Annotated in this window: 20 protein-coding genes; 11 read left to right on the top strand and 9 right to left on the bottom strand. The window is 51.2% G+C overall.

What is annotated here, in order from left to right; genetic code table 11:
* The first annotated feature begins 138 nt into the window (after window positions 1-138).
* The 7 genes from M8006_RS08580 to nqrM all read left to right on the top strand — a co-directional run bounded on the left by M8006_RS08580 (window position 139) and on the right by nqrM (window position 6,563).
* Entirely contained in the window at window positions 139-1,488 is a 1,350-nt protein-coding gene (locus M8006_RS08580) for a Na(+)-translocating NADH-quinone reductase subunit A (RefSeq protein WP_250081203.1), read from the top strand.
* Window positions 1,488-2,714, top strand: coding sequence for an NADH:ubiquinone reductase (Na(+)-transporting) subunit B (locus M8006_RS08575; RefSeq protein WP_250081200.1), 1,227 nt, complete (start codon window positions 1,488-1,490; stop codon window positions 2,712-2,714). The genes M8006_RS08580 and M8006_RS08575 overlap by 1 nt, the downstream gene beginning before the upstream one ends.
* Window positions 2,714-3,532, top strand: coding sequence for a Na(+)-translocating NADH-quinone reductase subunit C (locus tag M8006_RS08570; RefSeq protein WP_250081199.1), 819 nt, complete (start codon window positions 2,714-2,716; stop codon window positions 3,530-3,532). Before M8006_RS08575 ends, M8006_RS08570 begins: the two co-directional genes overlap by 1 nt.
* Before the next feature lie 2 nt (window positions 3,533-3,534).
* On the top strand, window positions 3,535-4,203 hold the full coding sequence (locus M8006_RS08565; protein WP_250081197.1) for an NADH:ubiquinone reductase (Na(+)-transporting) subunit D: 669 nt from the start codon (window positions 3,535-3,537) through the stop codon (window positions 4,201-4,203).
* A 1-nt stretch (window position 4,204) separates the two neighbouring features.
* Window positions 4,205-4,822 (top strand): NADH:ubiquinone reductase (Na(+)-transporting) subunit E, encoded by a 618-nt coding sequence (nqrE, locus tag M8006_RS08560; RefSeq protein WP_250081194.1) that lies wholly within the window; start codon window positions 4,205-4,207, stop codon window positions 4,820-4,822.
* A gap of 69 nt (window positions 4,823-4,891) precedes the next feature.
* A complete protein-coding gene (nqrF, locus tag M8006_RS08555) occupies window positions 4,892-6,124 on the top strand; it encodes an NADH:ubiquinone reductase (Na(+)-transporting) subunit F (protein ID WP_250081192.1) in 1,233 nt (410 codons plus the stop codon).
* Between the two features lie 178 nt (window positions 6,125-6,302).
* Window positions 6,303-6,563 (top strand): (Na+)-NQR maturation NqrM, encoded by a 261-nt coding sequence (nqrM, locus tag M8006_RS08550; protein WP_250081190.1) that lies wholly within the window; start codon window positions 6,303-6,305, stop codon window positions 6,561-6,563.
* A 180-nt stretch (window positions 6,564-6,743) separates the two neighbouring features.
* On the opposite strand, the gene M8006_RS08545 is transcribed toward nqrM, so the two are convergent.
* The 7 genes from M8006_RS08545 to leuS all read right to left on the bottom strand — a co-directional run bounded on the left by M8006_RS08545 (window position 6,744) and on the right by leuS (window position 14,323).
* Window positions 6,744-7,871, bottom strand: a complete 1,128-nt coding sequence (locus M8006_RS08545) for a GGDEF domain-containing protein (protein ID WP_250081186.1) — start codon at window positions 7,869-7,871, stop codon at window positions 6,744-6,746.
* 59 nt (window positions 7,872-7,930) lie between these two features.
* Window positions 7,931-8,416, bottom strand: coding sequence for a molybdopterin-dependent oxidoreductase (locus M8006_RS08540; protein ID WP_250081184.1), 486 nt, complete (start codon window positions 8,414-8,416; stop codon window positions 7,931-7,933).
* A 267-nt stretch (window positions 8,417-8,683) separates the two neighbouring features.
* Window positions 8,684-9,652 (bottom strand): PA2778 family cysteine peptidase, encoded by a 969-nt coding sequence (locus M8006_RS08535; protein WP_250081182.1) that lies wholly within the window; start codon window positions 9,650-9,652, stop codon window positions 8,684-8,686.
* On the bottom strand, window positions 9,630-10,019 hold the full coding sequence (locus tag M8006_RS08530) for a PA2779 family protein (RefSeq protein WP_250081180.1): 390 nt from the start codon (window positions 10,017-10,019) through the stop codon (window positions 9,630-9,632). The genes M8006_RS08535 and M8006_RS08530 overlap by 23 nt, the downstream gene beginning before the upstream one ends.
* A 142-nt stretch (window positions 10,020-10,161) precedes the next feature.
* The gene (gene holA / locus M8006_RS08525) at window positions 10,162-11,220 is read right to left on the bottom strand and encodes a DNA polymerase III subunit delta (protein WP_250081178.1); all 1,059 of its coding nucleotides are present in this window, start codon (window positions 11,218-11,220) and stop codon (window positions 10,162-10,164) included.
* Window positions 11,217-11,726: an LPS-assembly lipoprotein LptE gene (locus M8006_RS08520; protein WP_250081177.1), complete on the bottom strand. Its 510-nt coding sequence runs from the start codon at window positions 11,724-11,726 to the stop codon at window positions 11,217-11,219. Before M8006_RS08520 ends, holA begins: the two co-directional genes overlap by 4 nt.
* Before the next feature lie 11 nt (window positions 11,727-11,737).
* On the bottom strand, window positions 11,738-14,323 hold the full coding sequence (gene leuS / locus M8006_RS08515) for a leucine--tRNA ligase (protein WP_250081175.1): 2,586 nt from the start codon (window positions 14,321-14,323) through the stop codon (window positions 11,738-11,740).
* 262 nt (window positions 14,324-14,585) lie between these two features.
* Between leuS and M8006_RS08510 the strand changes: the two genes are divergently transcribed.
* Complete coding sequence (locus tag M8006_RS08510) at window positions 14,586-15,089, top strand: zinc ribbon-containing protein (protein WP_250081174.1); 504 nt, start codon at window positions 14,586-14,588, stop codon at window positions 15,087-15,089.
* Here the strand turns inward: M8006_RS08510 and M8006_RS08505 are convergent.
* Together M8006_RS08505 and M8006_RS08500 are read right to left on the bottom strand one after the other, a co-directional pair.
* Window positions 15,079-16,395, bottom strand: a complete 1,317-nt coding sequence (locus M8006_RS08505; protein WP_250081171.1) for a hypothetical protein — start codon at window positions 16,393-16,395, stop codon at window positions 15,079-15,081. The two genes, M8006_RS08510 and M8006_RS08505, sit on opposite strands and share 11 nt — an antisense overlap.
* Before the next feature lie 414 nt (window positions 16,396-16,809).
* On the bottom strand, window positions 16,810-17,775 hold the full coding sequence (locus tag M8006_RS08500) for an integron integrase (protein ID WP_284046991.1): 966 nt from the start codon (window positions 17,773-17,775) through the stop codon (window positions 16,810-16,812).
* Window positions 17,776-18,527: 752 nt separating this feature from the next.
* Between M8006_RS08500 and M8006_RS08495 the strand changes: the two genes are divergently transcribed.
* The 3 genes from M8006_RS08495 to M8006_RS08485 all read left to right on the top strand — a co-directional run bounded on the left by M8006_RS08495 (window position 18,528) and on the right by M8006_RS08485 (window position 21,881).
* Entirely contained in the window at window positions 18,528-19,316 is a 789-nt protein-coding gene (locus M8006_RS08495; RefSeq protein WP_250081169.1) for a hypothetical protein, read from the top strand.
* 146 nt (window positions 19,317-19,462) lie between these two features.
* Window positions 19,463-20,416, top strand: a complete 954-nt coding sequence (locus M8006_RS08490; protein WP_250081167.1) for a hypothetical protein — start codon at window positions 19,463-19,465, stop codon at window positions 20,414-20,416.
* A gap of 613 nt (window positions 20,417-21,029) precedes the next feature.
* On the top strand, window positions 21,030-21,881 hold the full coding sequence (locus M8006_RS08485) for a hypothetical protein (protein ID WP_250081166.1): 852 nt from the start codon (window positions 21,030-21,032) through the stop codon (window positions 21,879-21,881).
* The last annotated feature ends 200 nt before the right edge of the window (window positions 21,882-22,081 follow it).

Raw genomic sequence — 22,081 nt, 5'->3', positions numbered from 1 at the left:
TTTATAATGCGGTAGAATTTTGGGGTGGTTCGAGCATGTGCTTGGGCCTGACTGGTAATAATCTGAACGAAAAATAAGAATTCGAATCCATTCGAACCCCTTATCTTCGTATATCCGATCCATCAACTGGGCGAGACTATGATCGAAGTCAAAAAAGGCCTGGATCTCCCCATCACGGGAGCGCCTGAGCAGCGTATTGAAGATGCGCAGCCTGTGCGCCACGTGGCAATCCTGGGTACTGACTACGTTGGCATGAAGCCGACCATGGAAGTACAGGAAGGGGATAAGGTCAAACTAGGCCAACTGCTCTTCACCGACAAAAAAATCGAGGGCGTTCGCTTTACCGCTCCCGCTGCTGGTGAAGTGGTCGCTATTAACCGTGGCGAAAAGCGTCGTTTGCTATCTGTGGTTATTAAAGTGGATGAAAGTGAGGACGTCGTCTCTTTCACTGCACATGATCGCTCTGCAATTGAGAGTTTAGAGCGCCAAACCGTGGTCGATCAGCTGGTAGAATCAGGCCTATGGACGGCTTTGCGCACGCGTCCGTTTTCGCGCACACCGGCGATTGATAGCAAGCCAGCCGATATTTTTGTTACCGCTATCGATACGCACCCGCTAAGCCCAAATCCTGCCTTGATCATTAACGACAATGTGCAAGCATTTGAAGATGGCTTGAAAGTGTTGGCGCGTCTTACCGAGGGTAAGGTGTATCTATGTTCCGGCCCTGATAACAGTATTCCCGGCAGCAACATTAGCGGTGTTCAGGCGCAAACATTTTCAGGCCCACACCCTGCTGGTTTGGTAGGCACGCATATTCACTACTTATCGCCCGTCGCGCTACATAAAAAAGTGTGGCATATCGGCTATCAGGATGTGATTGCTGTCGGCAAGCTCTTCACCGAAGGTAAGCTAGAGGTCAATCGTGTGGTAGCGGTTGGTGGGCCGCGGGCTGAAAATCCGCGTCTTTTGCGTACACGTATCGGTGCCAGTACCAATGAACTTCTCCAAGGTGAGATCATCAAACCTGATGACACGCGGGTCATTTCTGGATCCGTCTTCTCTGGGGCAGCTGCCGAAGGCAGTCTGACGTACATAGGGCGCTTCCATAACCAAATCAGCCTACTTGAAGAGGGCAATAAACGCGCTTTCATGGGGTGGATTTCGCCTGGTGCTAATCGTCACTCTGTTATGGGGATTTATATTTCCAAAATCAAAGGGTTGAGCGATTATGCACCGACAACCTCTACCAATGGCTCAGAGCGTGCCATGGTGCCAGTGGGCAATTATGAGCGTATTATGCCATTGGATGTTATGCCGACACAGTTGCTGCGCTCGTTGATTGTCGGAGATATAGAAGTTGGCATGCAGCTCGGGTGTCTAGAGCTGGACGAAGAGGATCTGGCATTATGTACCTATGTTTGCCCCGGCAAGTACGAGTACGGCCCCATCCTGCGTGACAATCTCACCTTGATCGAGAAAGAGGCCTGATGATGGGTATTCGACAAACACTCGATAATTTCGAACCGCACTTTCACAAGGGCGGAAAATACGAAAAGTTCTATCCGCTCTATGAAGCGGTAGATACGATTTTCTATGCGCCGCCGAATGTGGCAAAGACAACAGCGCATGTGCGTGATGGTGTTGATCTGAAGCGCATCATGATCACCGTCTGGTTGTGTACCTTCCCGGCGATGTTGTTTGGTATGTGGAATGCCGGCTGGCAAGCTAATACCGCTATTGAAGCAGGCTACGCCTCAATGGCCGGCTGGCGCGAAGCGATCATGATGCTGTTTGCTTCTGGACACGATGCTAGCAGTTTGTGGGCTAACTTCGTGCTTGGGGCTACCTACTTCCTTCCGATCTACTTAGTGACGTTTATCGTGGGTGGTTTTTGGGAAGTGCTGTTCGCCATTAAGCGTGGTCACGAAGTTAACGAAGGTTTCTTTGTTACCTCTGTGCTTTTCGCGCTGATCCTTCCGGCAACCATTCCGCTATGGCAAGTGGCGTTGGGTATCACCTTTGGCGTGGTGATTGGTAAAGAGATCTTCGGCGGTACGGGGAAAAACTTTCTCAACCCGGCGCTCACTGGTCGTGCGTTTTTGTACTTTGCATACCCAGCGCAAATCTCTGGCGACGCCGTTTGGGTTGCTGCTGATGGCTACAGTGGCGCAACAGCGCTTTCGATGGCTTTGCAAGACGGCATGTCAGCACTCGCATCCTCGTATAGTTGGTGGGACGCTTTCCTGGGCTTTGTTCCAGGTTCCATTGGCGAAACCTCGACATTGGCCATTTTGATCGGTGCCGCGGTGCTCTTATGGACCAAAATTGCCAGCTGGCGAATTGTACTGGGTGTTTTCCTGGGGATGGTCATTACCAGCACCCTGTTCAATCTGATCGGTTCTGAGTCTAACCCGATGTTTTCCATGCCGTGGTATTGGCATTTGGTCGTCGGGGGCTTTGCGTTCGGTATGGTGTTCATGGCTACTGATCCAGTATCCGCTTCAATGACAAACCAAGGTCGCTTAGTGTTTGGCGCACTCATTGGGGTCATGACCGTTCTGATCCGCGTGGTAAACCCGGCCTTTCCGGAAGGCATCATGTTGGCAATCTTATTTGCTAACTTGTTTGCACCGCTGATTGACCACTTCTTTGTCCAGGCCAATATTAAGCGTCGCCAAAAGCGCGTGGGCGTGCCGGCCGAGGAGACTGCCTAATGGCTCAAGGTAACAACTCGATCAAAAAGATCCTGATCGTTGCATTTGCACTCTGTATCGTGTGCTCTGTCATCGTGTCTACCGCAGCGGTGGCGCTACGCCCCTTGCAGCAGGTTAATCAGGAGCTTGACCGCAAATCGAACATCCTCAATGTGGCCCAGTTGTATGAGCCGGGCATCGACATTGAAGAGATATTCCAAGACGAAATTACCGCGCGCGTTGTTGATATGCGCACGGGTGAGTACACCGATAAGTTTGATCCAGATACCTTCAATCATTTTGAAGCGGCGCGTGATCCAGCTACCGGTCGTACTCTCTCAGGCGATAGAGATATTGCGGGACTTTCACGAGTCGAGAACTATGCCACTGTGTATCTCGTAGGTAATCCCAATAACCCCGATCAAATTGTTTTGCCAATTCGCGGACAAGGCCTTTGGGGATTGATGCGCGGCTTCCTATCAATCGAAGGGGATGGTAATACGCTAATCAGTATTGCCTACTACGACCATAGCGAAACGCCGGGCTTAGGTGCCGAGGTGAATAACCCGCGTTGGCAAGCTCAGTGGGAAGGCAAGAAAATCTACGACGAAAAGGGCGAATTGTCACCGGAGATTCATCTAACTAAGGGTGGCGCTGATGGCGAGCACGAAATTGACGCCCTTTCCGGTGCCACCTTGACCAGTAATGGCGTAACTAACATGCTCCAATTCTGGTTGAGCCCGGAAGGCTTCGGTGAGTACTTGGCGACATTCCGTAGTGGTATTAGCCAAGAAGAAGCTCAAGAAACCGACGTCGAACTTGAATCCGAAGGAGCCTAACCATGGCAGACGTCACGCCTAAAAGTGTCTTAACGGCACCAATCTTTCAAAACAACCCCATTGCGCTACAGATTTTGGGGATTTGTTCTGCTCTTGCGGTAACGACGAGTTTGAGCGTATCGCTGGTAATGGCATTGGCTGTTATCTTCGTTTCTTCATTCTCTAACCTGTTCGTATCAACGATTCGAAACCACATCCCGTCGTCGATTCGTATCATCGTACAAATGACGATCATCGCGTCATTGGTCATCGTGGTGGATCAAATTCTCAAAGCGTTCGCTTATGAAATATCGAAGCAGCTTTCTGTATTTGTTGGCCTTATTATTACCAACTGTATCGTGATGGGGCGTGCGGAAGGCTTCGCGATGTCCAACACGCCGGGACTATCCTTCCTAGACGGTATCGGTAACGGTCTTGGTTATGGCTTTGTATTGATGGTCGTCGGCTTTGTTCGCGAGCTATTTGGCTCTGGTAGTATCTTCGGCTTTACGGTACTAGCACCTGTTCAAGATGGTGGCTGGTACGTGCCTAACGGTTTGCTGCTGTTACCACCGTCTGCGTTCTTCATTATCGGCCTATTGATTTGGGTGATGCGCTCTGTCGATACCGATCAAGTCGAAGAGAACGAATTCAAGATGAAGGAAAATTCCAAACCGAAGGAGGCCGTGTAACATGGAACACTATCTAAGCCTTTTCGTTGCCTCGGTTTTCGTTGAGAACCTGGCGCTTGCCTTCTTCTTGGGCATGTGTACTTTCTTGGCGGTATCCAAAAAGGTCTCTTCTGCCTTTGGTCTTGGTATCGCCGTTATCGTTGTGTTATCAATCTCTGTGCCAGTGAACAACTTGGTTTACGGGTTATTGTTGGCAGAAGGCGCACTTACGTGGACCGGTATTAATGGTGCTGAGAACATTGACCTTTCATTTCTGGGTCTTCTCAGCTATATCGGCGTTATCGCCGCGTTGGTGCAAATCTTGGAAATGTTCCTTGATAAGTATGTGCCTGCGCTTTATAACGCCTTGGGCGTATTCCTACCGTTGATCACCGTGAACTGTGCCATCTTGGGTGGTGTCCTCTTCATGGTCGAGCGTAACTATAATTTCGGCGAGTCCATTGTCTATGGTTTTGGCTCTGGCGTTGGCTGGGCACTCGCTATTACCGCTCTCGCAGGTATTCGTGAAAAGCTGAAGTATAGCGATGTGCCGGCAGGCCTTCAGGGTCTTGGTATCACTTTCATCACCGTGGGTCTGATGTCGTTGGGCTTCATGTCTTTCTCAGGCATTCAGCTTTAACGAAACGGTTTTCCCGGCGGTCTTTAATGCCGTCGGGGTAAAGAAAACCTCCAGCAATAGGAAACCGACATGGTTGATACATCTGTCATCTTGCTCGGTGTTGTCATGTTCACGATCATCGTTATTAGTTTAACGGCGATTATCCTGGCAGCGCGTAGCAAGCTAGTGAGTAGCGGGGATATTACCATTGAAGTCAATGGTGATCCGGAACACACTTTGAGCACCCAAGCCGGCGGCAAGCTTTTGAACACGTTGGCTGCAAACGGCATTTTCTTGTCTTCTGCTTGTGGCGGCGGCGGCTCCTGTGCTCAGTGCAAATGCCGTGTAGAAGAGGGCGGTGGATCTATTCTGCCCACGGAAGAGTCGCATTTCACCATGCGCGAAAAAAAGCAAGGCTGGCGTCTTTCTTGCCAAGTGCCGGTGAAACAAGACATGAAAATCGAAGTCCCGGAGGAGGTCTTCGGGGTGAAGAAGTGGGAGTGTGAGGTTATCGATAACCCCAACGTTGCCACCTTCATCAAAGAGTTGAATCTGAAACTACCGGAAGGCGAAGAAGTTGACTTCCGTGCCGGTGGTTATGTTCAGCTTGTAGCACCGCCTTACGATATCAAATTTTCCGACTTTGATATTGAAGAAGAGTACCGTGGAGACTGGGAAAAGTTCGGACTATTTGATACCTCTCACAAGAACGAAGAGGAAGTTATCCGGGCTTATTCGATGGCGAACTACCCGGAAGAGAAGGGTATCCTCAAGTTCAATATCCGGATCGCCACGCCGCCTCCCGGTACGAATCATCCGCCAGGCTTAATGTCGACCTATGTTTTCAACCTGAAGCCGGGCGATAAAGTCACGGTGATGGGGCCGTTTGGTGAGTTCTTTGCTAGAGACACCGATGCGGAAATGATCTTCATTGGTGGTGGTGCCGGTATGGCGCCGATGCGTAGCCATATCTTTGACCAGCTCAAGCGTCTGGAAACAGATCGTAAAATCTCGTTTTGGTACGGTGCGCGCTCTTGGCGCGAAACGTTCTACAATGAAGAATACGACAAGCTGGCCGAAGAGTTTCCTAATTTTGAATGGCATCTGGCGTTGTCGGATCCGCAACCTGAAGATAACTGGGAAGGCCCGACAGGCTTCATCCACAACGTGCTGTACGAAAACTATCTGAAGGACCATCCCGCCCCTGAGGATTGTGAGTACTACATGTGTGGACCGCCCATGATGAATGCTTCAGCAATTAAGTTGCTGATTGATCTGGGGGTTGAGCCGGAAAACATTCTCTTGGATGATTTCGGTGGGTAAGCCTATTCATTAGGAGATGACGGGGCTAGCCAATCGGCTAGCCCCGTTTTTTTGTTTACCCAGCTGCTCCGGTTAACGATAATGGCACTTAACGTCACTATGACTGTCATGTGTGTAGGTAGGTGACGAATGTTTTTAATTCAAAGCGCGATACAGTGATTTTAGTGAGGTATTCATCATGACGATGTGGCTGCTGGTTTTAGGGTTTATGCTTTTGGTGATAGCCGCGATGGCCGTGGGTGTCATCATGGGGCGTAAGCCTATTGCGGGTTCCTGCGGAGGGTTGAACCAAATTGGTATGAAGGATGGCTGCGATATTTGCGGTGGCAAGGACGACGTATGCGAAGAAGAAAATCGTAAACGCCGTGGGGTGAGCACACGCCGTCGTAGCGATGAGAGCCGTGGGGCTGATTTAGGTTACGATGCCACGCGTCGTTAATTTGGTCGGTATTGCTGCTGGATAAACGTTACCGCTTTGTATCTGACGTGTCGGTAGGTATTTATACAATCCCCAACGCCAAATCGTTTAGCCCTAATGCGCAAGAATTGACGGAAGGAAAAGTGCCGTATGAAGTGGCACAGGCGTTTTTAAAAGACACCGCGATGGCCCAAAATGGGCTTAACCGCGTTCTTCTAGTGGGTGGTGAGTCTCGTTTGTTTGGCTTACTGGAGAAGTCGGAAGGACGCTCTCAACCCTATTCCTGCCTAAGGCTTTAGCTTGGTATAACGCTTGGTCGGCCAGTGAGTAAAGCTGTTGAAAGCTTTGCGCACCATTGAGGGAGGTAGTGACTCCAATGCTCACTGTTTGCTGTAAATGTCTATCCAAATGGGTGAGGGGTTCGATCGCAATGGCATGACGTATACGCTCGGCGACATTTTCAGCGTCATCCACCGGCGTATTGGGCATTAACAAACAAAATTCTTCTCCGCCAATACGTGCCACGATATCTGTTGCTCGGCTGATATTGCACAGTTGCTGGCTTACTTTGCGCAGCACATCATCGCCGGCAGGGTGACCGTACGTATCATTAACGTGCTTAAAGTAGTCCAAATCAAGAAGTAATAGGCTGATCGGTTGCTGATGGCGTTGAGCGTCGGTTAATGTCCTTGAGGCAGCGTCAACCAAATGGCGTCGGTTATAAAGCCCGGTGAGTTCGTCGGTTAGCATTAGCATTTTTAACGTATTGCGCTGGCGTTGCAGGTGCAATACGGCGGCTAGTAGCGTTAGCGCGATCAGCATGACCGCTAAGACAAGGCCCGTCACAGCCCAAGAGAGACGCTGCATTATCAAACGTTGTCGGCCTGCCGCGCTATGTACGGCAGTATTAAGCTCGCTATATGCCCATGCCATGGTAGCCTCAATATCCATGGATAAGCGCTGAAGTTCAGGCAAAAGGGAGCGGTCTACTAACGCCGCCTCGGCTCGCGCTTCAAGCTCAATCAGCTGCTCACCCAGAAGCGAGAGATCGCCCTCAAGATAAGCAGTATCACGATGCAACTGAGGATGCTGCTGTAAACCATGGCGGACGTGTTCTAAATATTGTTCAGAAAGCCATAGCGTATGATGAATCTGACGTAAATGTAGGCCAAAAGGTTCGTCAATAAAGCTTTCTAGGGCGTGATTAAGCTGCGGTGCTGTTTGTTGCGCCCGAACAATATCCCCCACGAGAGCGGTGTAATCTGCGCCCAGCTGTTGGCGGGCGCTGTATACGTAATAGCCCACCAGTAGCGCCGTGCCTATGGCCATAACAGCAACAAGCGTCGCGATCCTCCACATTCGAGGGGGAAAGGTTTTCGCTAGAGAGGTCATTGGTAGCGAAGCTCCCGGATTGACCAAATCCAACGCGTTTGATCAGAGGTGCCACTGAGCACGCTCTCGGCGTCAGCGGGAACAATCAGAAGAAGCGGGCCAAGGTGTTGACGTTTAAGGGGCTGCCCATTAAAACGAGTCACCATAAGATAGCGCCGTTTTTCGCGCTCAGCCGGGCTTAAAAAAATGGTGTAGTCATCGTGGGCAATAAAGCGGATATGTGCGTCTTCGGGAATGCCTTGCTGGACAATGAATTCATCAAGCCATACCCCAGTAAAGCGCCCGTTAAGGCCTTCGGGGTGCTCGATTGCTACATCATAGAGGGGAAGGGTTTCGATATCGGCCAGTGAAAGCCAACGGTGATATTGGTAATGGGTGATTTGCAGCATTAATGAATGATCGTCACTGGGTATCTCTTGACTAGAAATGGGAGTTGCCGCATTGGCAATGGGGGCAAGGCTTGCCAGCACTGTTATCAGCAAAGATCGCAACCAGCGCCGACCGCCGCTTCGATGGACGGGGTATTGCTTTGCTTGCCAAGGTTTAGCTAGCGCTAAAGTAAGGGTCAGAAGCCAAGCATACATAATGTACTCCGCGTGTCCTACGCTGATTGTTTGCCCTAAAAAGATAGCCTCACTAAAGCAAAAACATACTTACCTTTCCATCATAAAATTTAGTTATCTTCTCGTAAGAATTAAACTTACGGCATTATTTACTCTCATTATCTTTACGATCAATGGATTATATGATTATAGTGTTTTGAGTAAAGATGCCGCGCGCTCTTGCCATGGCCCGGGAAGTTGAGCGGCTTTATTAATCGTCTGTTCTGCTTTAGCTAACCGCTCTTGAGCGAGATACAGCAGCCCTAAATTTAACCAGGCGACGCCAAGTTCCGGGTCAATGTTGGTTGCTTGGATCAATGTCTCCCGCGCATCATCGACTTGGTTTAGCGCATAGTAAGCATTACTTAAAGCAAAAAAGCCCATCGCATTATTGGGTTGACGCTGTGTCAACGCTTTCCAGCTAGGAAGGGCCGCGTTTGCTCCGTGAAGCGCTTCATAAGCACTGATGGCATCCATGGCCCGCTTCGGCGAAATGCCCGCCGGGACCTCGCCGGGTGGGGCAATAACAAACCCCCAACGCTCGGTGCGCGCCCAAGTGGCGTCAAAGCGACTAAACGAAAGCATGTGGCGCTCGATTTCACCACTTCGCAAGATCAATGTCTCATTAGGCAGGTCATAGCCAATCGCTACGGCGTAATGCCACATCGGCCAAGCGGGAAGAGACAAGTTCTGCATTACTACGACCGGGTCATCACCTGCAAGGTGCGTTAGCAAACTATCGAGCGTCCCGCGGATGGGAAACGCAATGCGTTCATAGCGTCTGGCGGTGGCTAACATTTCGGGTTGGACGCTGCCGTCGCGGCCAGGGATGAACACCTGCGGGATCAAACGCTCAACGCTGGCGTCGACGCCCTGATGGTTAAGCACCATCGCGAGCGTTGCCGGGCCGCATTGGTATTTTACCTGGGGGTGGAAGGGAACGTCGTTGAGCTCCACATGCGAGGGTAACGTTTGATAAGTGCTCTCGAGTAGCGCGGGGCGGCTTGCGCACCCACTAAGAAGGATGCTGACAATAAAACACAGTAAAATGCCCGCAGAGCGGGCGTCGTTTAGGTCAGTATGGCGCATCTGCTTAGCGAGTAAACGGATATACATCGGTCAAACCAAGAATGTCAGTGACGAGCAAAATGACGAAAACGGCAAATAGCGCAGCGATCACACCAGCACCAGCAGGCATCGCTTCAAGCTGCTGCGCCATCTGCTTCGCCTCACTATCGCTTAGGGCGGCGACCCGGGCTTTTACCTCTTCTGGGTTAACGCCTTGCGCGAGTAGCTGCTCCTGTACATCTGCGCGGGCCAGAATATCGTGAATACGTTCGCGCTCCTCGCTTGCGCTATCGGCTTCAAGGGCGGCTTGTGTCGATACCAACCCGGTGGTTTGTGCCGCCGCGACGGGGAAGCTACCGAGCGCCAATAGCGCGATTAATAAAACGGAAATATAACGACGCAGTGTTGTAGCCATGATGCTTTCCTTTTTGCGGTAAAAACAGACGGGGAAGAATACTTGTAACACAAGCTTGTCAAAAGTATAGGAATATAAAAAAGTGAGTTACATCATTGTTTTGCTGCGGTTTATCGTTTTTATCCACGTCGTTTTTAACAAATTAGTGTAAGCGATACGTCCAAGCGGATTCAGCCAGCATGCCACGGCCCCCCGCTAGGGTAAATGCCAAATCGTGCAGGCCCGGCCATAAGGGCACGGGAGAGGCGCCTTTTATTGCTAAATCTAGACGCTGCGACATTAGTAGCAATTTATGCAGGCGTTTCATGGGCAGGCGTGCAATGGCTTTCTGATAAGCTGGCCGGCGCTTATCAAAAATCATGGGTTTTTGTGCCTTGCAGGCGTGCTCGAAGCTTTGGCCCTGATCCAGGTGCTGATGAATCGAGAGTAAAGTGCGTAGCTCTCGGCTCAGCGCCCAGAGCACAATAGGCGCTTCCACTCCTTCGCTGCGTAAGCCATATACGATTCGGGAGACGCGGCTAGTTTCCCCTTTCAGGCACGCGTCGGCGAGATTGAAAACATCGAAGCGCGTGCTGTCATCCACACCCTGCGCGATGCTTTCAACCCCGACGCGGGCATTGGGTGGCAGCATAAGCGCCAGTTTTTGCAGCTCTTGGTCGGCGGCGAGCAGATTGCCCTCGGTGTGCTCGCCGAGTAACCGCGCAGCGTCAAGATCTAGCTGTAGGCCGTGTCGCCCGGCACGATCGCGCAACCAGAAACCCAGGCGAGATGAGTCAACTGGCCATACCGGCACGAAAAGGCCGTGTTTATCCAGCGTTTTGAACCAGGCGCTTTTCTGTTGCCTAGCGTCAAGTTTCCCCATGCTGATGAGTAATACATCCTCGCTTTGCGCTAACTGCTCGCCGTATTGCGCCAGGGTTTTGGTGCCTTCCTGGCCGAGCTTTTGGTTGCCAAGGCGTACTTCAATGAGCTTGCGTGTGGAAAAAAGCGAGAGATTGTTGGCGACTTCCAGAAGCTTCCCCCAGGCAAAGTTGGGCTCCACATCCACGACTTCACGCTCTTCGATACCGGCTTGCCGCGCTGCTTGGCGCAGGGCATCACAAGCGTCGCGGTGTTGAAGCGGCTCGTCACCTGCCACTATCACGACCTTGGGAAGCTGCTTGTCCAGTGCGGCAGGGAGTTGATCGGCGAAGACTTTCACGCGCGCAGCACCTCAAGCGTGGCTAAACGCTCGATAATACGCTGGGCGAGCTGCAGGGAAAGTTCTCCACGCACCTCACTCATCAGCACATCGCGGTTGAGAAGGTCATCGTCGTTGATGCGTTGGCGAATTGATGTGTTGACTTGCTCGCTATTGAGTACATAAGCATTGTTGGATCGTTGCTGCAGCGATACGTGAGTGCTTAGGGTAAATTCATGCTCACGGCTACCTCGCCCTGCTGCGCCTAGTCGGCGTTCAAAAAGCGCGGGTGTGTCGAGGGTGAGACGCCACGGTGCATTCTCGCGCACGCCTGCGCCGATACCCGCTAACTGGGTTTGCAGTGACTGGGCGACATCGCTACGCGTATCGCCTTCTAGGGTGAAAACGGGCAGTTTGGGCTGGCTGCTGGAACCGCGCAACCTAAAGCCGCAACCACTCAGCACCGCCATTGAGGCGGCGATGCTGACAGTGAGGGCGCTTTTGGCAAGAAATGCGCGCCGGTTCATAGGATGATGGCTCATCCGCTGACCACAATATTGACGAGCTTACCGGGGACAACGATCACTTTGCGTACGGTTTTGCCCTCTAGGTGCCGCTGGACGTTGTCCTCTTCCATCGCCATTGCCTCAACTGCGGCTTTATCGGTATTGGCAGGTGCTTGCAGGCGTGCGCGCAGTTTGCCGTTCACTTGCACCACCAGCTCAATGCTGTCGCGTGTTAGCGCCTGCTCGTCGAGCTTAGGCCAGGGCGCATCAATGGCAGGCTCGGTATGCCCTAAACGCTGCCAGAGAGCATGGCAAGCGTGCGGTGTGATGGGTGCCAGCAGCAGCACGCAAGCTTCCAGTGCCTCACGACTAACCGCAAGCCCCGGTGCCGAGTCATCATCAAAGCGTGCTAGCGTGTTGGAAAGCTCCATTACGGCCGCAATCGCGGTGTTGAAGGTCGTACGACGGCCAATGTCGTCGCTAGCTTTCTTGATGGTTTCATGCGTTTTGCGGCGCAGTGCTTTTTGGTCGTCGTTTAGCGCAGCGACATTCAACTCACCCGGCGAACCGGCTTCCACGTGCTCGTGTACCTGGCGCCACAGGCGCTTCAAGAAGCGGTGAGCGCCTTCTACGCCGGAATCCGACCATTCGAGCGATTGCTCGGGCGGGGCGGCGAACATCATGAACAAGCGGACAGTATCGGCACCGAACTTATCGATCATCGACTGCGGGTCGACGCCGTTATTTTTGGATTTCGACATTTTCTCAATGCCGCCGGTTTGAACCGGCTGATCATCTTCGAGCAATATCGCGCTCACCGGGCGGCCCTTGTCGTCTCGCTTAACCTCGACATCCGCTGGGTTGAACCACTGCTTGCCGCCGTTGTCGGTGTCGCGGTAGTAGGTTTCGGCGATCACCATGCCTTGGGTAAGCAGTTGCTGGAACGGCTCATCGGATTCCACCAGGCCAAAGTCACGCATCAATTTGTGGAAGAAGCGGGCGTAAAGTAGGTGCAAAATCGCGTGCTCAATACCGCCGATATAAAGATCGACCGGTAGCCAGTAGTTGGCGCGCTCGTCAAGCATGGCATCAGGATTATCCGCACAGCAGAAACGTGCGTAATACCATGAGGACTCCATGAAGGTGTCAAAGGTATCGGTTTCGCGCACCCAGCCGTCGCCGAGCTCAGAAAATTCGGGCATTTTTTTCAGCGGCGAACCGGATGCGTCAACGGTGACTTCCATCGGCAGCTCCACCGGCAGTTCGTCATCGGTGAGCGGCACGGTCTGGCCTTCTGGGCCGTATTTGACCGGAATCGGCGCGCCCCAGTAGCGCTGGCGGGCAACCCCCCAATCGCGCAGGCGGAAGTTGGTTTTCACCTCGCCACGGCCTAGCTCGTCAAGTTTGGCGGCGATCGCATCAAACCCGGCCTCAAAGCCGAGCCCGTCGAATTCACCGGAGTTGATCAGTGTGCCGTAATCGACATAAGCGCCTTCCGAAAGGTCGGGCGCGTGGCCGTTTTCATCGGCGATGACCGGCATGATCTCGATGCCGTACTTGGTGGCAAACTCCCAATCGCGCTGGTCGTGGGCGGGTACCGCCATCACGGCGCCGGTGCCAAACTCCATCAGCACAAAGTTAGCGACAAACACCGGTACCGTGTTACCCGTGAGCGGGTGGACGGCATGATGGCCGGTGAGCATGCCTTTCTTCTCTTTGGTCGCCATTTCGGCTTCCGAGGTGCCGCCCTGGGCGCACTCTTCACGAAAGGCCGCGAGCTCAGCATTATCTTCTGCCGCTTGTTTGGCGAGGGGATGATCCGCTGCAACAGCAACGTACGTCACGCCCATCAGCGTATCCGGCCGGGTGGTGTAGACCGAAAGCGGCTCACAGTCGCTACCCTCGGCATTTTTAATGCCGAACGTCATCTCAACGCCTTGAGATTTGCCAATCCAGTTGCGCTGCATGGTTTTGACTTGCTCGGGCCATTCGACGTTGTCGAGGTCGGCTAAGAGCTCATCGGCGTAATCGGTGATTTTCAAAAACCATAGCGGAATTTCTTTACGCTCAACCAAAGCGCCGGAGCGCCAGCCGCGGCCTTCGATGACCTGCTCGTTAGCGAGCACGGTTTGGTCGACCGGGTCCCAGTTCACCGTCGACATTTTTTTGTAGACCAATCCTTTCTCCACCAACTTGGTGAAGAACCACTGCTCCCAGCGGTAGTAGCTTACGTCGCAGGTGGCGAACTCACGGCTCCAGTCGTAGGCAAACCCCAGGGCTTTGAGCTGGTTGCGCATGTAGTCGATGTTTTGGTGGGTCCATTTGGCAGGCGGCACCTGGTTTTGAATCGCGGCGTTCTCTGCCGGCATGCCGAAGGCGTCCCACCCCATCGGTTGCATCACGTTTTTGCCCTGCATGCGCTGAAAGCGCGAGACAACATCGCCGATGGTGTAGTTGCGCACGTGACCCATGTGCAGCTTGCCGCTAGGGTAGGGGAACATTGATAGGCAGTAGAATTTTTCGCGGTTAGCATCTTCTACGGCTTTAAAGCACTGATGCTTGTCCCAATACTGCTGCGCGTCACGTTCGATATCACGAGGGCTGTAATGTGCGTCCATCGGTTTATTTCATGCCTTGGGGTGCTCGCCCGAAACATCGGGCACGGTGAATGATAAAAAACGAATGTTAGTTGATCTGTGCGATTGTATCCTATGAAGGGATAACCTTGAACGCCAACGCGTTATTGTGCCACCCAGCATAACGAAAAAGTGCAGGCAACAAGAACGCACTGATAACGTACTGAACTGGCTTTTACTGTTTTTAAAGTCAGTATTTAACAACAGCTTTTAAAAACAGTGTTTCACAACACAGGAGAACGAGATGGCAGAGCATAACGACCACCGCCTACGCGAAGGTTACGAGCGGCTGCTCGAACGCCTGCAAGATGGCGCCCAGGAACTCACTTGGGAGAACCTGCAAAAAGACCTGGATGAAGCCGTTGAGTTCGAGAGCGAGCTAGAAGAGTTCACCAAAGATGAACTGTCGCTTTTGCGCGCATGGGTTGAGCGCGATCTCAAGGATATGCGGTATTTCATGGCGGATACCGGCAAGCAGGTCGCACAGTGGTTAGACATCGATATCAGTTATCTTTCACGGCGTGTAGCGGAGTCCCTGCTGTCTATCGCTGACCGTAGTGTGGTTGAGCGTGAACGTTTTGACGAAGACTTAGAAGCCGCTCGTGCCGACTACTGTGAAGGCGAAATGGCCGCCCCCGGCAAAATGGCCTGCGTTCACTGCGATGCCTCGGTGATTTTAGAAAGTGTGGCGCGTATCGAGCCATGTCATCAGTGTGGGCACCGCTATTTTTATCGCGTCAACGCCTGAGCTGTGTTGACAGCAATACAATGGCGATGAGGATTAGCGCGCTCATAACAGCGGCGTAAAGCAGGTTATGGCGCATCATGCGATAACCGCTTACGCCGTAGCGCCCCTGCAGCGAAAGGTTGATACCTGAAAGCGGCCCGACGCTTGTACCCACTGCCCAGGAGCCCAGCGCCACAAAGGCAAACAGTGTTTGCTCGCCGCCTTGCAGGTTCAGCACGGAGGCCAGTACCGACACGCCAATAATCGGGTGCAGCCCGGCCAGCGCGCTTAACGCGATGGCGGCGAAGCTGATCATCGCCTGAGGCGTGCCAAACTGGGCAAACAAGGTCCAATCGCTACCGGCTGCCGCCGATACCAGAGTAGAAAGCCCCAGCGTTAATAACCCCGCCGCTAAAAACAGCGAGATTTCCCCGCGCATGGCAGGTAGCCGCGAGAGGGTATGCTGGCGAACGCGACGCAGGGTAAACAGCGGCCCATCGCGTAGGTTGCTCAACACCGCAACGCTTGGCAGTAGAAAGGTAATAATGCTGACAATGGTCAGCGAAGGCGTCAGCCAGAAGTGAAACAGCATCACCAGCGCCGCCATGCCCACCGGCATCAACAGGCTGCGCGGCGCCAACGAAAAGCCGTCCACCTCGCGTAAATCAAACCGCCGCCGAAGCTCCAGCGTGGTTAACAGCCCCGAAAGCATCGCCAGGGGAAACCCTACTAGGGCTATTTGTGCGTACTCAACCTCCGGGGCCAGCGACAGGACCACGCCCATGGAGGCAAAAAACGGCGACCACAGCGCTGCGCTGGAAAGCCCACGGTTCAGCGCCAACAGCTGCGGCGTGCTGAGCGGCCTGCGCCGAACGAGCTTATCGCCGACCATGAACACGGTGGAAAGATTTAAAATCGTCCCCAAAAAGTGCACGCCCAGCCAAGTCCGCAGCACGCCGCCCGCGCCGGTTACACGTTGGCCCGACGCTCCTTTATTGCCTTGCTTGCCAATCAGCGAAATAAAACTAACGCCAACCAGCATCGCCACCACAAAAGCGTTGCCCTGCAGCATGGCAGGCCAATCCACCTCGGCGCCGTACACAAATCGTGCCACCAGCAACATCCCCGCGCCCAGTGCAATCAAAACGCCTGCCTGGAGGCGCGAACGTCGGGGAATATCTCGCCATAGCAAAAAAACCGCCGCCCACAGCAAGTAGCTCACCATGTGGATTGTCGTCATCCAACCGGTAAAACCGACTATTTGTGCCATCAAACCAAGTAAAATCAGCACGCCCGCCAAACGTTGCCGAGGAGTCGTCTCTTGCATCACTATCCCTTATTAATCGAATTAGCAGGCTAATCGGATTTACGCAGGAAGGCCAGTGCTGAACAGATCTGCAAGGCCGCAACACTTGAAGCACGCGTAGGTTCGGTAAAGGCACTCAGCGAAACGCTCAGAAATTCAAGCTATTACACAACCCTCTACAAGCACCACACCAATGCAGGAGCCAGACTAGCCGAGCGATGATAAGGCCAACCCCCCGCGATGAACTCGCAGTGGTGAATGCCATAGCAAAAAATTAGTTTCTACTTTGCAATGCCGAAGAAAACTGAGTAGCGTCAACGATATAATGTCTGTGTAATCCAAAATAGGCGACAAAAATTGGTGAGACGGTCGCAGGTGGAGCGTTTGAACGCATCCCAAACGTACCGGGGCGGTAGCGTGCCTTCGTTTAGCGCATTAGCCTAAAGGGCTGCGCACACCGGCAAATTCCTTTCCTATGACATGCGTATAAATTTGCGTTGTCTCAATGCTCTTGTGGCCTAGCAATTCTTGTACGGTGCGAATGCCCGTGCCTTGGCTTAGTAATTGGGTGGCGAAACTGTGCCGTAAGGTATGGCAAGAGCCAGGACGTGGCAATGATGCAGACTTCATCGCCTGCTTCACGGCCTTTTGCACAGCCGATGAATGAATATGGTGAAGAACGACATTCCCGGCATCATCACAGCATGGGCGGCTGGCAGGAAACAGCCATTGCCACCCTAGGGAAATGCCTGCGTTTGGGTACTTACGGTCTAGAGCATGAGGTAAAGTGACTGGCACGCGGCCACGTGCTATTCGATAGGCAAGTTGCTGTTCAGCCGACTCAATTTGCGCCTCTAACGCGGGAAGACAAACAGCGGGGAGTAAAGTGGTTCGGTCTTTATCGCCTTTCCCTGCCCTGACGGTGATGATAAGGCGTTCGGTATCAATATCTCTTACGCGCAAACGGCACGTTTCGATGAGTCTCAGTCCCGAGCCATACATCAGGGTGGCCATCAAATACATAGGTCCAGACAACTGATTTAACACGCGCATAACCTCTTCGTGAGAAAGCACGACAGGTAATCGACGCGGGCGTTTAGCTCGTGAAAAGGTGCCAATATCACCCAATGGCATATCAAGGATATGGCGATACAGAAATACCAACGCATTAAGCGCCTGGTTTTGTGTAGCTGCAGCCACATATCGCTCTACGGCGAGGTGCTCCAGAAAAGCCTGGACTTCAGAAGGGCCCATGCTGGCAGGGTGTCGCACCCCATGATAACGAATGAAGAAACGTATCCAGTAACAGTATGTTTTTTCAGTACGGGGGCTATAGCGCTTTACCCGCATAACAGCTTTCACACGATCCATCAGCTTCGGAGGCTTGCTTTGCATATCCATGTGGTAGCTAACTCCTTTTTTTGTGTATATGCATACAGTATTATTGAGTTTCGCAAAACGCGCAAGCGTGCGAATTCTGCAAATGTAGCCTAATTAATATTAATCTAGTTGAAAATCATGTGGTTATACACGAAAAAGTAGGCTACATTTACTAATTAAACATGCTGGCGCGTTCATCCAATCATAGGACGCGCCGTCTAATACCTGTTAGATGAAAAATATGAGAGTCGAAATTGTCTAATTTTTTCTTCCCGTACATAGCATTTCTATACGGTGCAGCGTATAGCATTCAACAGATCTTAGAGGGGATTGGGCTAGCGTCTTCCAACTTTTTGGAGCGGAATGAGAAGGGGCTTATAGTTGGAAGTTACTGGTCTCCTGCAGAGGCAGTCACACTCATTCTGGGTCTCCTTCTGCTTTATTTGATAATTCTATTTTTTGCGGTTTTAGCCGCTGGATTTGTGATCGCTCGGTGGCGTGGCGTTGCCCTTGTCTTTGCCCTACTAGCTGCTCCTGGACTTTTGAACGTCGCTGGATTATGGCCTCAAATAAACTACCTTCCGGATTCGTTTTACATTGGAGGTGGTTCCTTGGGGAGTCCGTTGGGCTTCGTTCCTCTCTTAATGCTCAGCCTACTAACGGGGTGGTGTATAACTGTAATTGTTTACGACTCCCTCAACCTAACTGATAGATTTCGCGGCTACTATGATCATTTATGGTACGCGACGGCACTTCTAGCTGGCGTGTTTTTCGTGGCAGACTCTGTTGGGACACGTCACGCGTCAAATCTTTCCGAAGAAAACAGAATAAGCCGAGCAGCGAGTTCGTATTTATTGAACCAAGTCCGGAGCTATGATCAGTTTTGTAAGACGCAAGACCTAGCTGAAATGTCTTCTTGTATATGGGCTTCTGATGTACAACAAACATTGAATGAGTATGCAGCCTATGGGGTGGACACTTTCCACCAATTTGGTCCCGCTGAGAGCGCCGAAATCTACTCTGGCATCAGAAGGTCGGTGCCAGAACAAGAAATCATCCAAATTCGTAAAGAGATCGAACGCTACAATCGCACGGTTTGCCCCGTAGAAGACCTTGGAGATGGGGTTCGGCAACACGCCAGGCCATCAGGTGTTTGCCAAAGAACTCCCTCAGCATTCTGTAGAGCTTTCCCTGATGGTCCGGAAGGGTTGGTAGACAAATATATTATCGCAAGATCTGTTGCACTCGCTAGCGAATGTATTATCCCGACTCTGGTTGCTTCCAGGGCTAAACAACAAGATTTAAATGAGGCTATCGCACGCAAACAGAAAGAACGGTACCAGCGGTGGTGGTTGTTTATAGCACTAGCTGCCGTCGTTGGTGGCAAAGTAGCAAATTCGACGACAAAGGTTGCCAAACTGGACCAGCGTAATTCCGCTGATAGGCGGCGCTTAATTCGACCACCCCTTCGGGGTTTGTCTCGCGCAATCAAGAGATTAGTGGTAATTGGTAAAGCCATTGCTCAACGGCTCAAGCGCTGGCGATCACATACAAAGTTGTGAATGTCACTTTGCTAGAACGGCATTAAAATATGGCCGGGCGAGGACCAGGGTCATCTAACAATCGGCTGCACAGCGACCGATTTTACGCCGCTTCGCGGCTCCAAACCGGCGCGTGAGCCGGGCGTTATATTCAAAGGAGTTAAGTTTTGTCGTTAGATGTGGCCTATAGCATTGAAGCGCAGGATTACCTAGACCCTGATAGGGCATATGATCTTTATTGGTCTGGAACTATCACCGACAAGAAAAAATTTATATGCCCCGGTAGTGGCTGCATGGCTCAGGTTACATGTGCGAACCTAGACGAAGACCTCCAAGACATGAAGGTCGTGCCCCATTACAGGATTTATGGAACACACTCAAAAGACTGTGAGATTAACAACAACATTCCACTAAATCTCCACTATGAAGACGGTACTCCCGTAAAAGAGGAGCGTCTCAGCGTGGATCAGTCTATAGTTGACGTTTTTGAATTGGATCGTCCCGAATCCTATTATGATGAGCCTAAAAAAAGCGACTCACCTAAGGCGTTGGGTGATAATAAGCCAAAATATGTTAAGAAAACAAAGGATACGAAGCTCCGAGAAAATGGCAGTATTGGTACTGTATATTCGGTGCGTTCAGTAGTCAGTAGATATATACGGTATAGAAAAGATGGGTCTATAAATTTTAGACGATTAAATATTTCTGGCAAGGATGTTTACTATAGCAGTATATTCAAATTTATCTGGGAGCAAGATTTAGATGATCTTCCCGATTTTCCGGTAATTTATTACGGATGGGCGTTCATCAACAGATTGCCATCAGATCGAGGGTACCAAATTAAGTTTAAGAAGACCTTGAAGCAAGGTGAAGATGAGTTAAAAACAACTGCGATGATCGCTGACGGCACGATAGAAAGGTATAAAATTAAGAAGCTAATGGCTACGAGGCTTGAAAAAATATATCAAAAAGAAAAGCCTACAGCCTTCGTTTTTTTATATGCTCAGCCAGAAATTAATACCTCAAAGGCTGGGATAAAATATGCCAATTTCAACTTGAAAAATCTTGATATGATTGACATAAATTATGATTGCCCGCTTCCAACTGAATATAACAAATAGTTCCAGTTTTTTCAGAACCTAGCGGGCGTCAACCGGACAGTCTTGTGGCCGCTTCGCGCTCTCAAGGCTACTGCTGAACCAAAGCGTTATATTCAAAGGAGTCGCTACCGTGGACGAAAATAGAATATCTTGGCTTTTATCTCGGCTCGAGCATTGTGCGCTGAATAATCAAAGGTGCGATATAACCCTTTTCTCTTCCAAACCTAAAATTGACGTAAAGATAAGTCCAAGATTTTCGTATGCATTAATGTACGGAGGCGGGGCCAGGGCCTTGAAGCCACTTCTTGAGAAACTTGAACTTTCTGATGGTTCTCACATTAATGCGTTAGATATCTGGACAATAAACCCAATGCCGAACGAAGGTCTGACCCAAGAGGATTTGAGCTCCGTTGATCTTGCTGAGGGAGATCAAGATGTTCCTAATACCGGCAGAACAATGCGAGAAATTATTCGCGAGACATATAAGTGCGAGAACGAGACGGAAACCGAGCACTACCTCCGCAGATTCTTGGCATCTTAGGAAAAATATAACAATTCGCGTCACTCGGACGCACTAAAGTGCGCCGGTGCGCTTCGCGTTATATTTTTAAGGCAATCAGAAAAGTAGGGAAAAATGACACCTGAATATCGCGTAGATGCCGAACAGAGAATCACATCATACCTTGCAAATAATGATGTTGGTGATATCAAACATATGCAGGTAGAGCAAACCTTTGATGATTTAGGGCATGAGGTTCATGTATGGAATATTAGGACTGGCGGTGGCAACTGGTGGGTTGTCGAAGGAGAAAGCGCCCCTATGAACCTGTATACGCAGAACGAGTTCTATTTCTCGGCTGACGAGGCTTACTCGTTCCACATGGGGATAACTCAAAGACTTCAAGCACGGCATCATAAGACGTTCAAACATGTAATCGACGAAGTTCCCCTCGACATTGATGGCATAAGGTCGATAAGTCGTAGGCTTAATAGTGCAGCACTTGAGCTAAACGATGTGTCCGGACCAGAAGACATTCAGTCTATTGGTCTTACTTGCAGAGAGAGTCTCATTGAGCTGGCAGGGGTTTTAGCAAAAGGAAATCCTGAGCTTCTCAAAGACCATGGCTTTAAGGCCGCAGACTTCAAAGGTATTGCTAAGGCCGTCATCAATATCTATGCAGTAGGCAAGCGAAATAGCAATCTCCGCAAACGCTGTAGAGATTTAATCGAATCGGCCTGGGATCAGTCTTCCGAGGTCGTGCATTCTCCCAATAAAAATATCCCAGACGCAAAGATATGCCTTCTCTTCACATGCTCTGCAGTATCGGTAATTCAAAACCTATTCCTTAAATACTTAGGGTTTGATGATGAGCCTAAGTGTCCGGAATGCAAGAGCATGGACTACGACATTGTTGGTGGAGAAGCTTCTGGAGGGTTTGTCCTTAGTTGTAACTCGTGCGGTCAAGAAAGTGCCATCGCGGAATAAATATAACCAGGCCAATCACGGCGACAGCTTTTCCGTTGCGGCTTCGCCTCCACTACAAAGCTGCGCGTGTTGGCGGCGTTGAGGCTGTAGAAAAACCCCGCTGACCCCTAAGTTTTGGTAGGATTGAGGAAACAGACGAGGAGTGGTCAGCATGCCGCGCTTCAAGGCTTATAACTACGATCAGAACGCCATGGTGGTGA

It is taken from the genome of Halomonas llamarensis, from assembly GCF_023555005.1.
GTDB lineage: Bacteria > Pseudomonadota > Gammaproteobacteria > Pseudomonadales > Halomonadaceae > Vreelandella > Vreelandella llamarensis.
The sequence above is the reverse complement of the archived record's forward strand: the minus strand, read 5'-3'. Positions and strand labels throughout refer to the sequence as shown.

Excerpts from the sequence above, each read along its gene's own strand:
- M8006_RS08580 (WP_250081203.1), top strand. The coding sequence starts at position 139 with ATGATCGAAGTCAAAAAAGGCCTGGATCTCCCCATCACGGGAGCGCCT.
- M8006_RS08575 (WP_250081200.1), top strand. The coding sequence starts at position 1,488 with ATGATGGGTATTCGACAAACACTCGATAATTTCGAACCGCACTTTCAC.
- M8006_RS08570 (WP_250081199.1), top strand. The coding sequence starts at position 2,714 with ATGGCTCAAGGTAACAACTCGATCAAAAAGATCCTGATCGTTGCATTT.
- M8006_RS08565 (WP_250081197.1), top strand. The coding sequence starts at position 3,535 with ATGGCAGACGTCACGCCTAAAAGTGTCTTAACGGCACCAATCTTTCAA.
- nqrE (WP_250081194.1), top strand. The coding sequence starts at position 4,205 with ATGGAACACTATCTAAGCCTTTTCGTTGCCTCGGTTTTCGTTGAGAAC.
- nqrF (WP_250081192.1), top strand. The coding sequence starts at position 4,892 with ATGGTTGATACATCTGTCATCTTGCTCGGTGTTGTCATGTTCACGATC.
- nqrM (WP_250081190.1), top strand. The coding sequence starts at position 6,303 with ATGACGATGTGGCTGCTGGTTTTAGGGTTTATGCTTTTGGTGATAGCC.
- M8006_RS08545 (WP_250081186.1), bottom strand. The coding sequence starts at position 7,871 with ATGGCCATAGGCACGGCGCTACTGGTGGGCTATTACGTATACAGCGCC.
- M8006_RS08535 (WP_250081182.1), bottom strand. The coding sequence starts at position 9,652 with ATGTATATCCGTTTACTCGCTAAGCAGATGCGCCATACTGACCTAAAC.
- M8006_RS08530 (WP_250081180.1), bottom strand. The coding sequence starts at position 10,019 with ATGGCTACAACACTGCGTCGTTATATTTCCGTTTTATTAATCGCGCTA.
- M8006_RS08520 (WP_250081177.1), bottom strand. The coding sequence starts at position 11,726 with ATGAACCGGCGCGCATTTCTTGCCAAAAGCGCCCTCACTGTCAGCATC.
- leuS (WP_250081175.1), bottom strand. The coding sequence starts at position 14,323 with ATGGACGCACATTACAGCCCTCGTGATATCGAACGTGACGCGCAGCAG.
- M8006_RS08510 (WP_250081174.1), top strand. The coding sequence starts at position 14,586 with ATGGCAGAGCATAACGACCACCGCCTACGCGAAGGTTACGAGCGGCTG.
- M8006_RS08505 (WP_250081171.1), bottom strand. The coding sequence starts at position 16,395 with ATGCAAGAGACGACTCCTCGGCAACGTTTGGCGGGCGTGCTGATTTTA.
- M8006_RS08500 (WP_284046991.1), bottom strand. The coding sequence starts at position 17,775 with ATGGATATGCAAAGCAAGCCTCCGAAGCTGATGGATCGTGTGAAAGCT.
- M8006_RS08485 (WP_250081166.1), top strand. The coding sequence starts at position 21,030 with ATGACACCTGAATATCGCGTAGATGCCGAACAGAGAATCACATCATAC.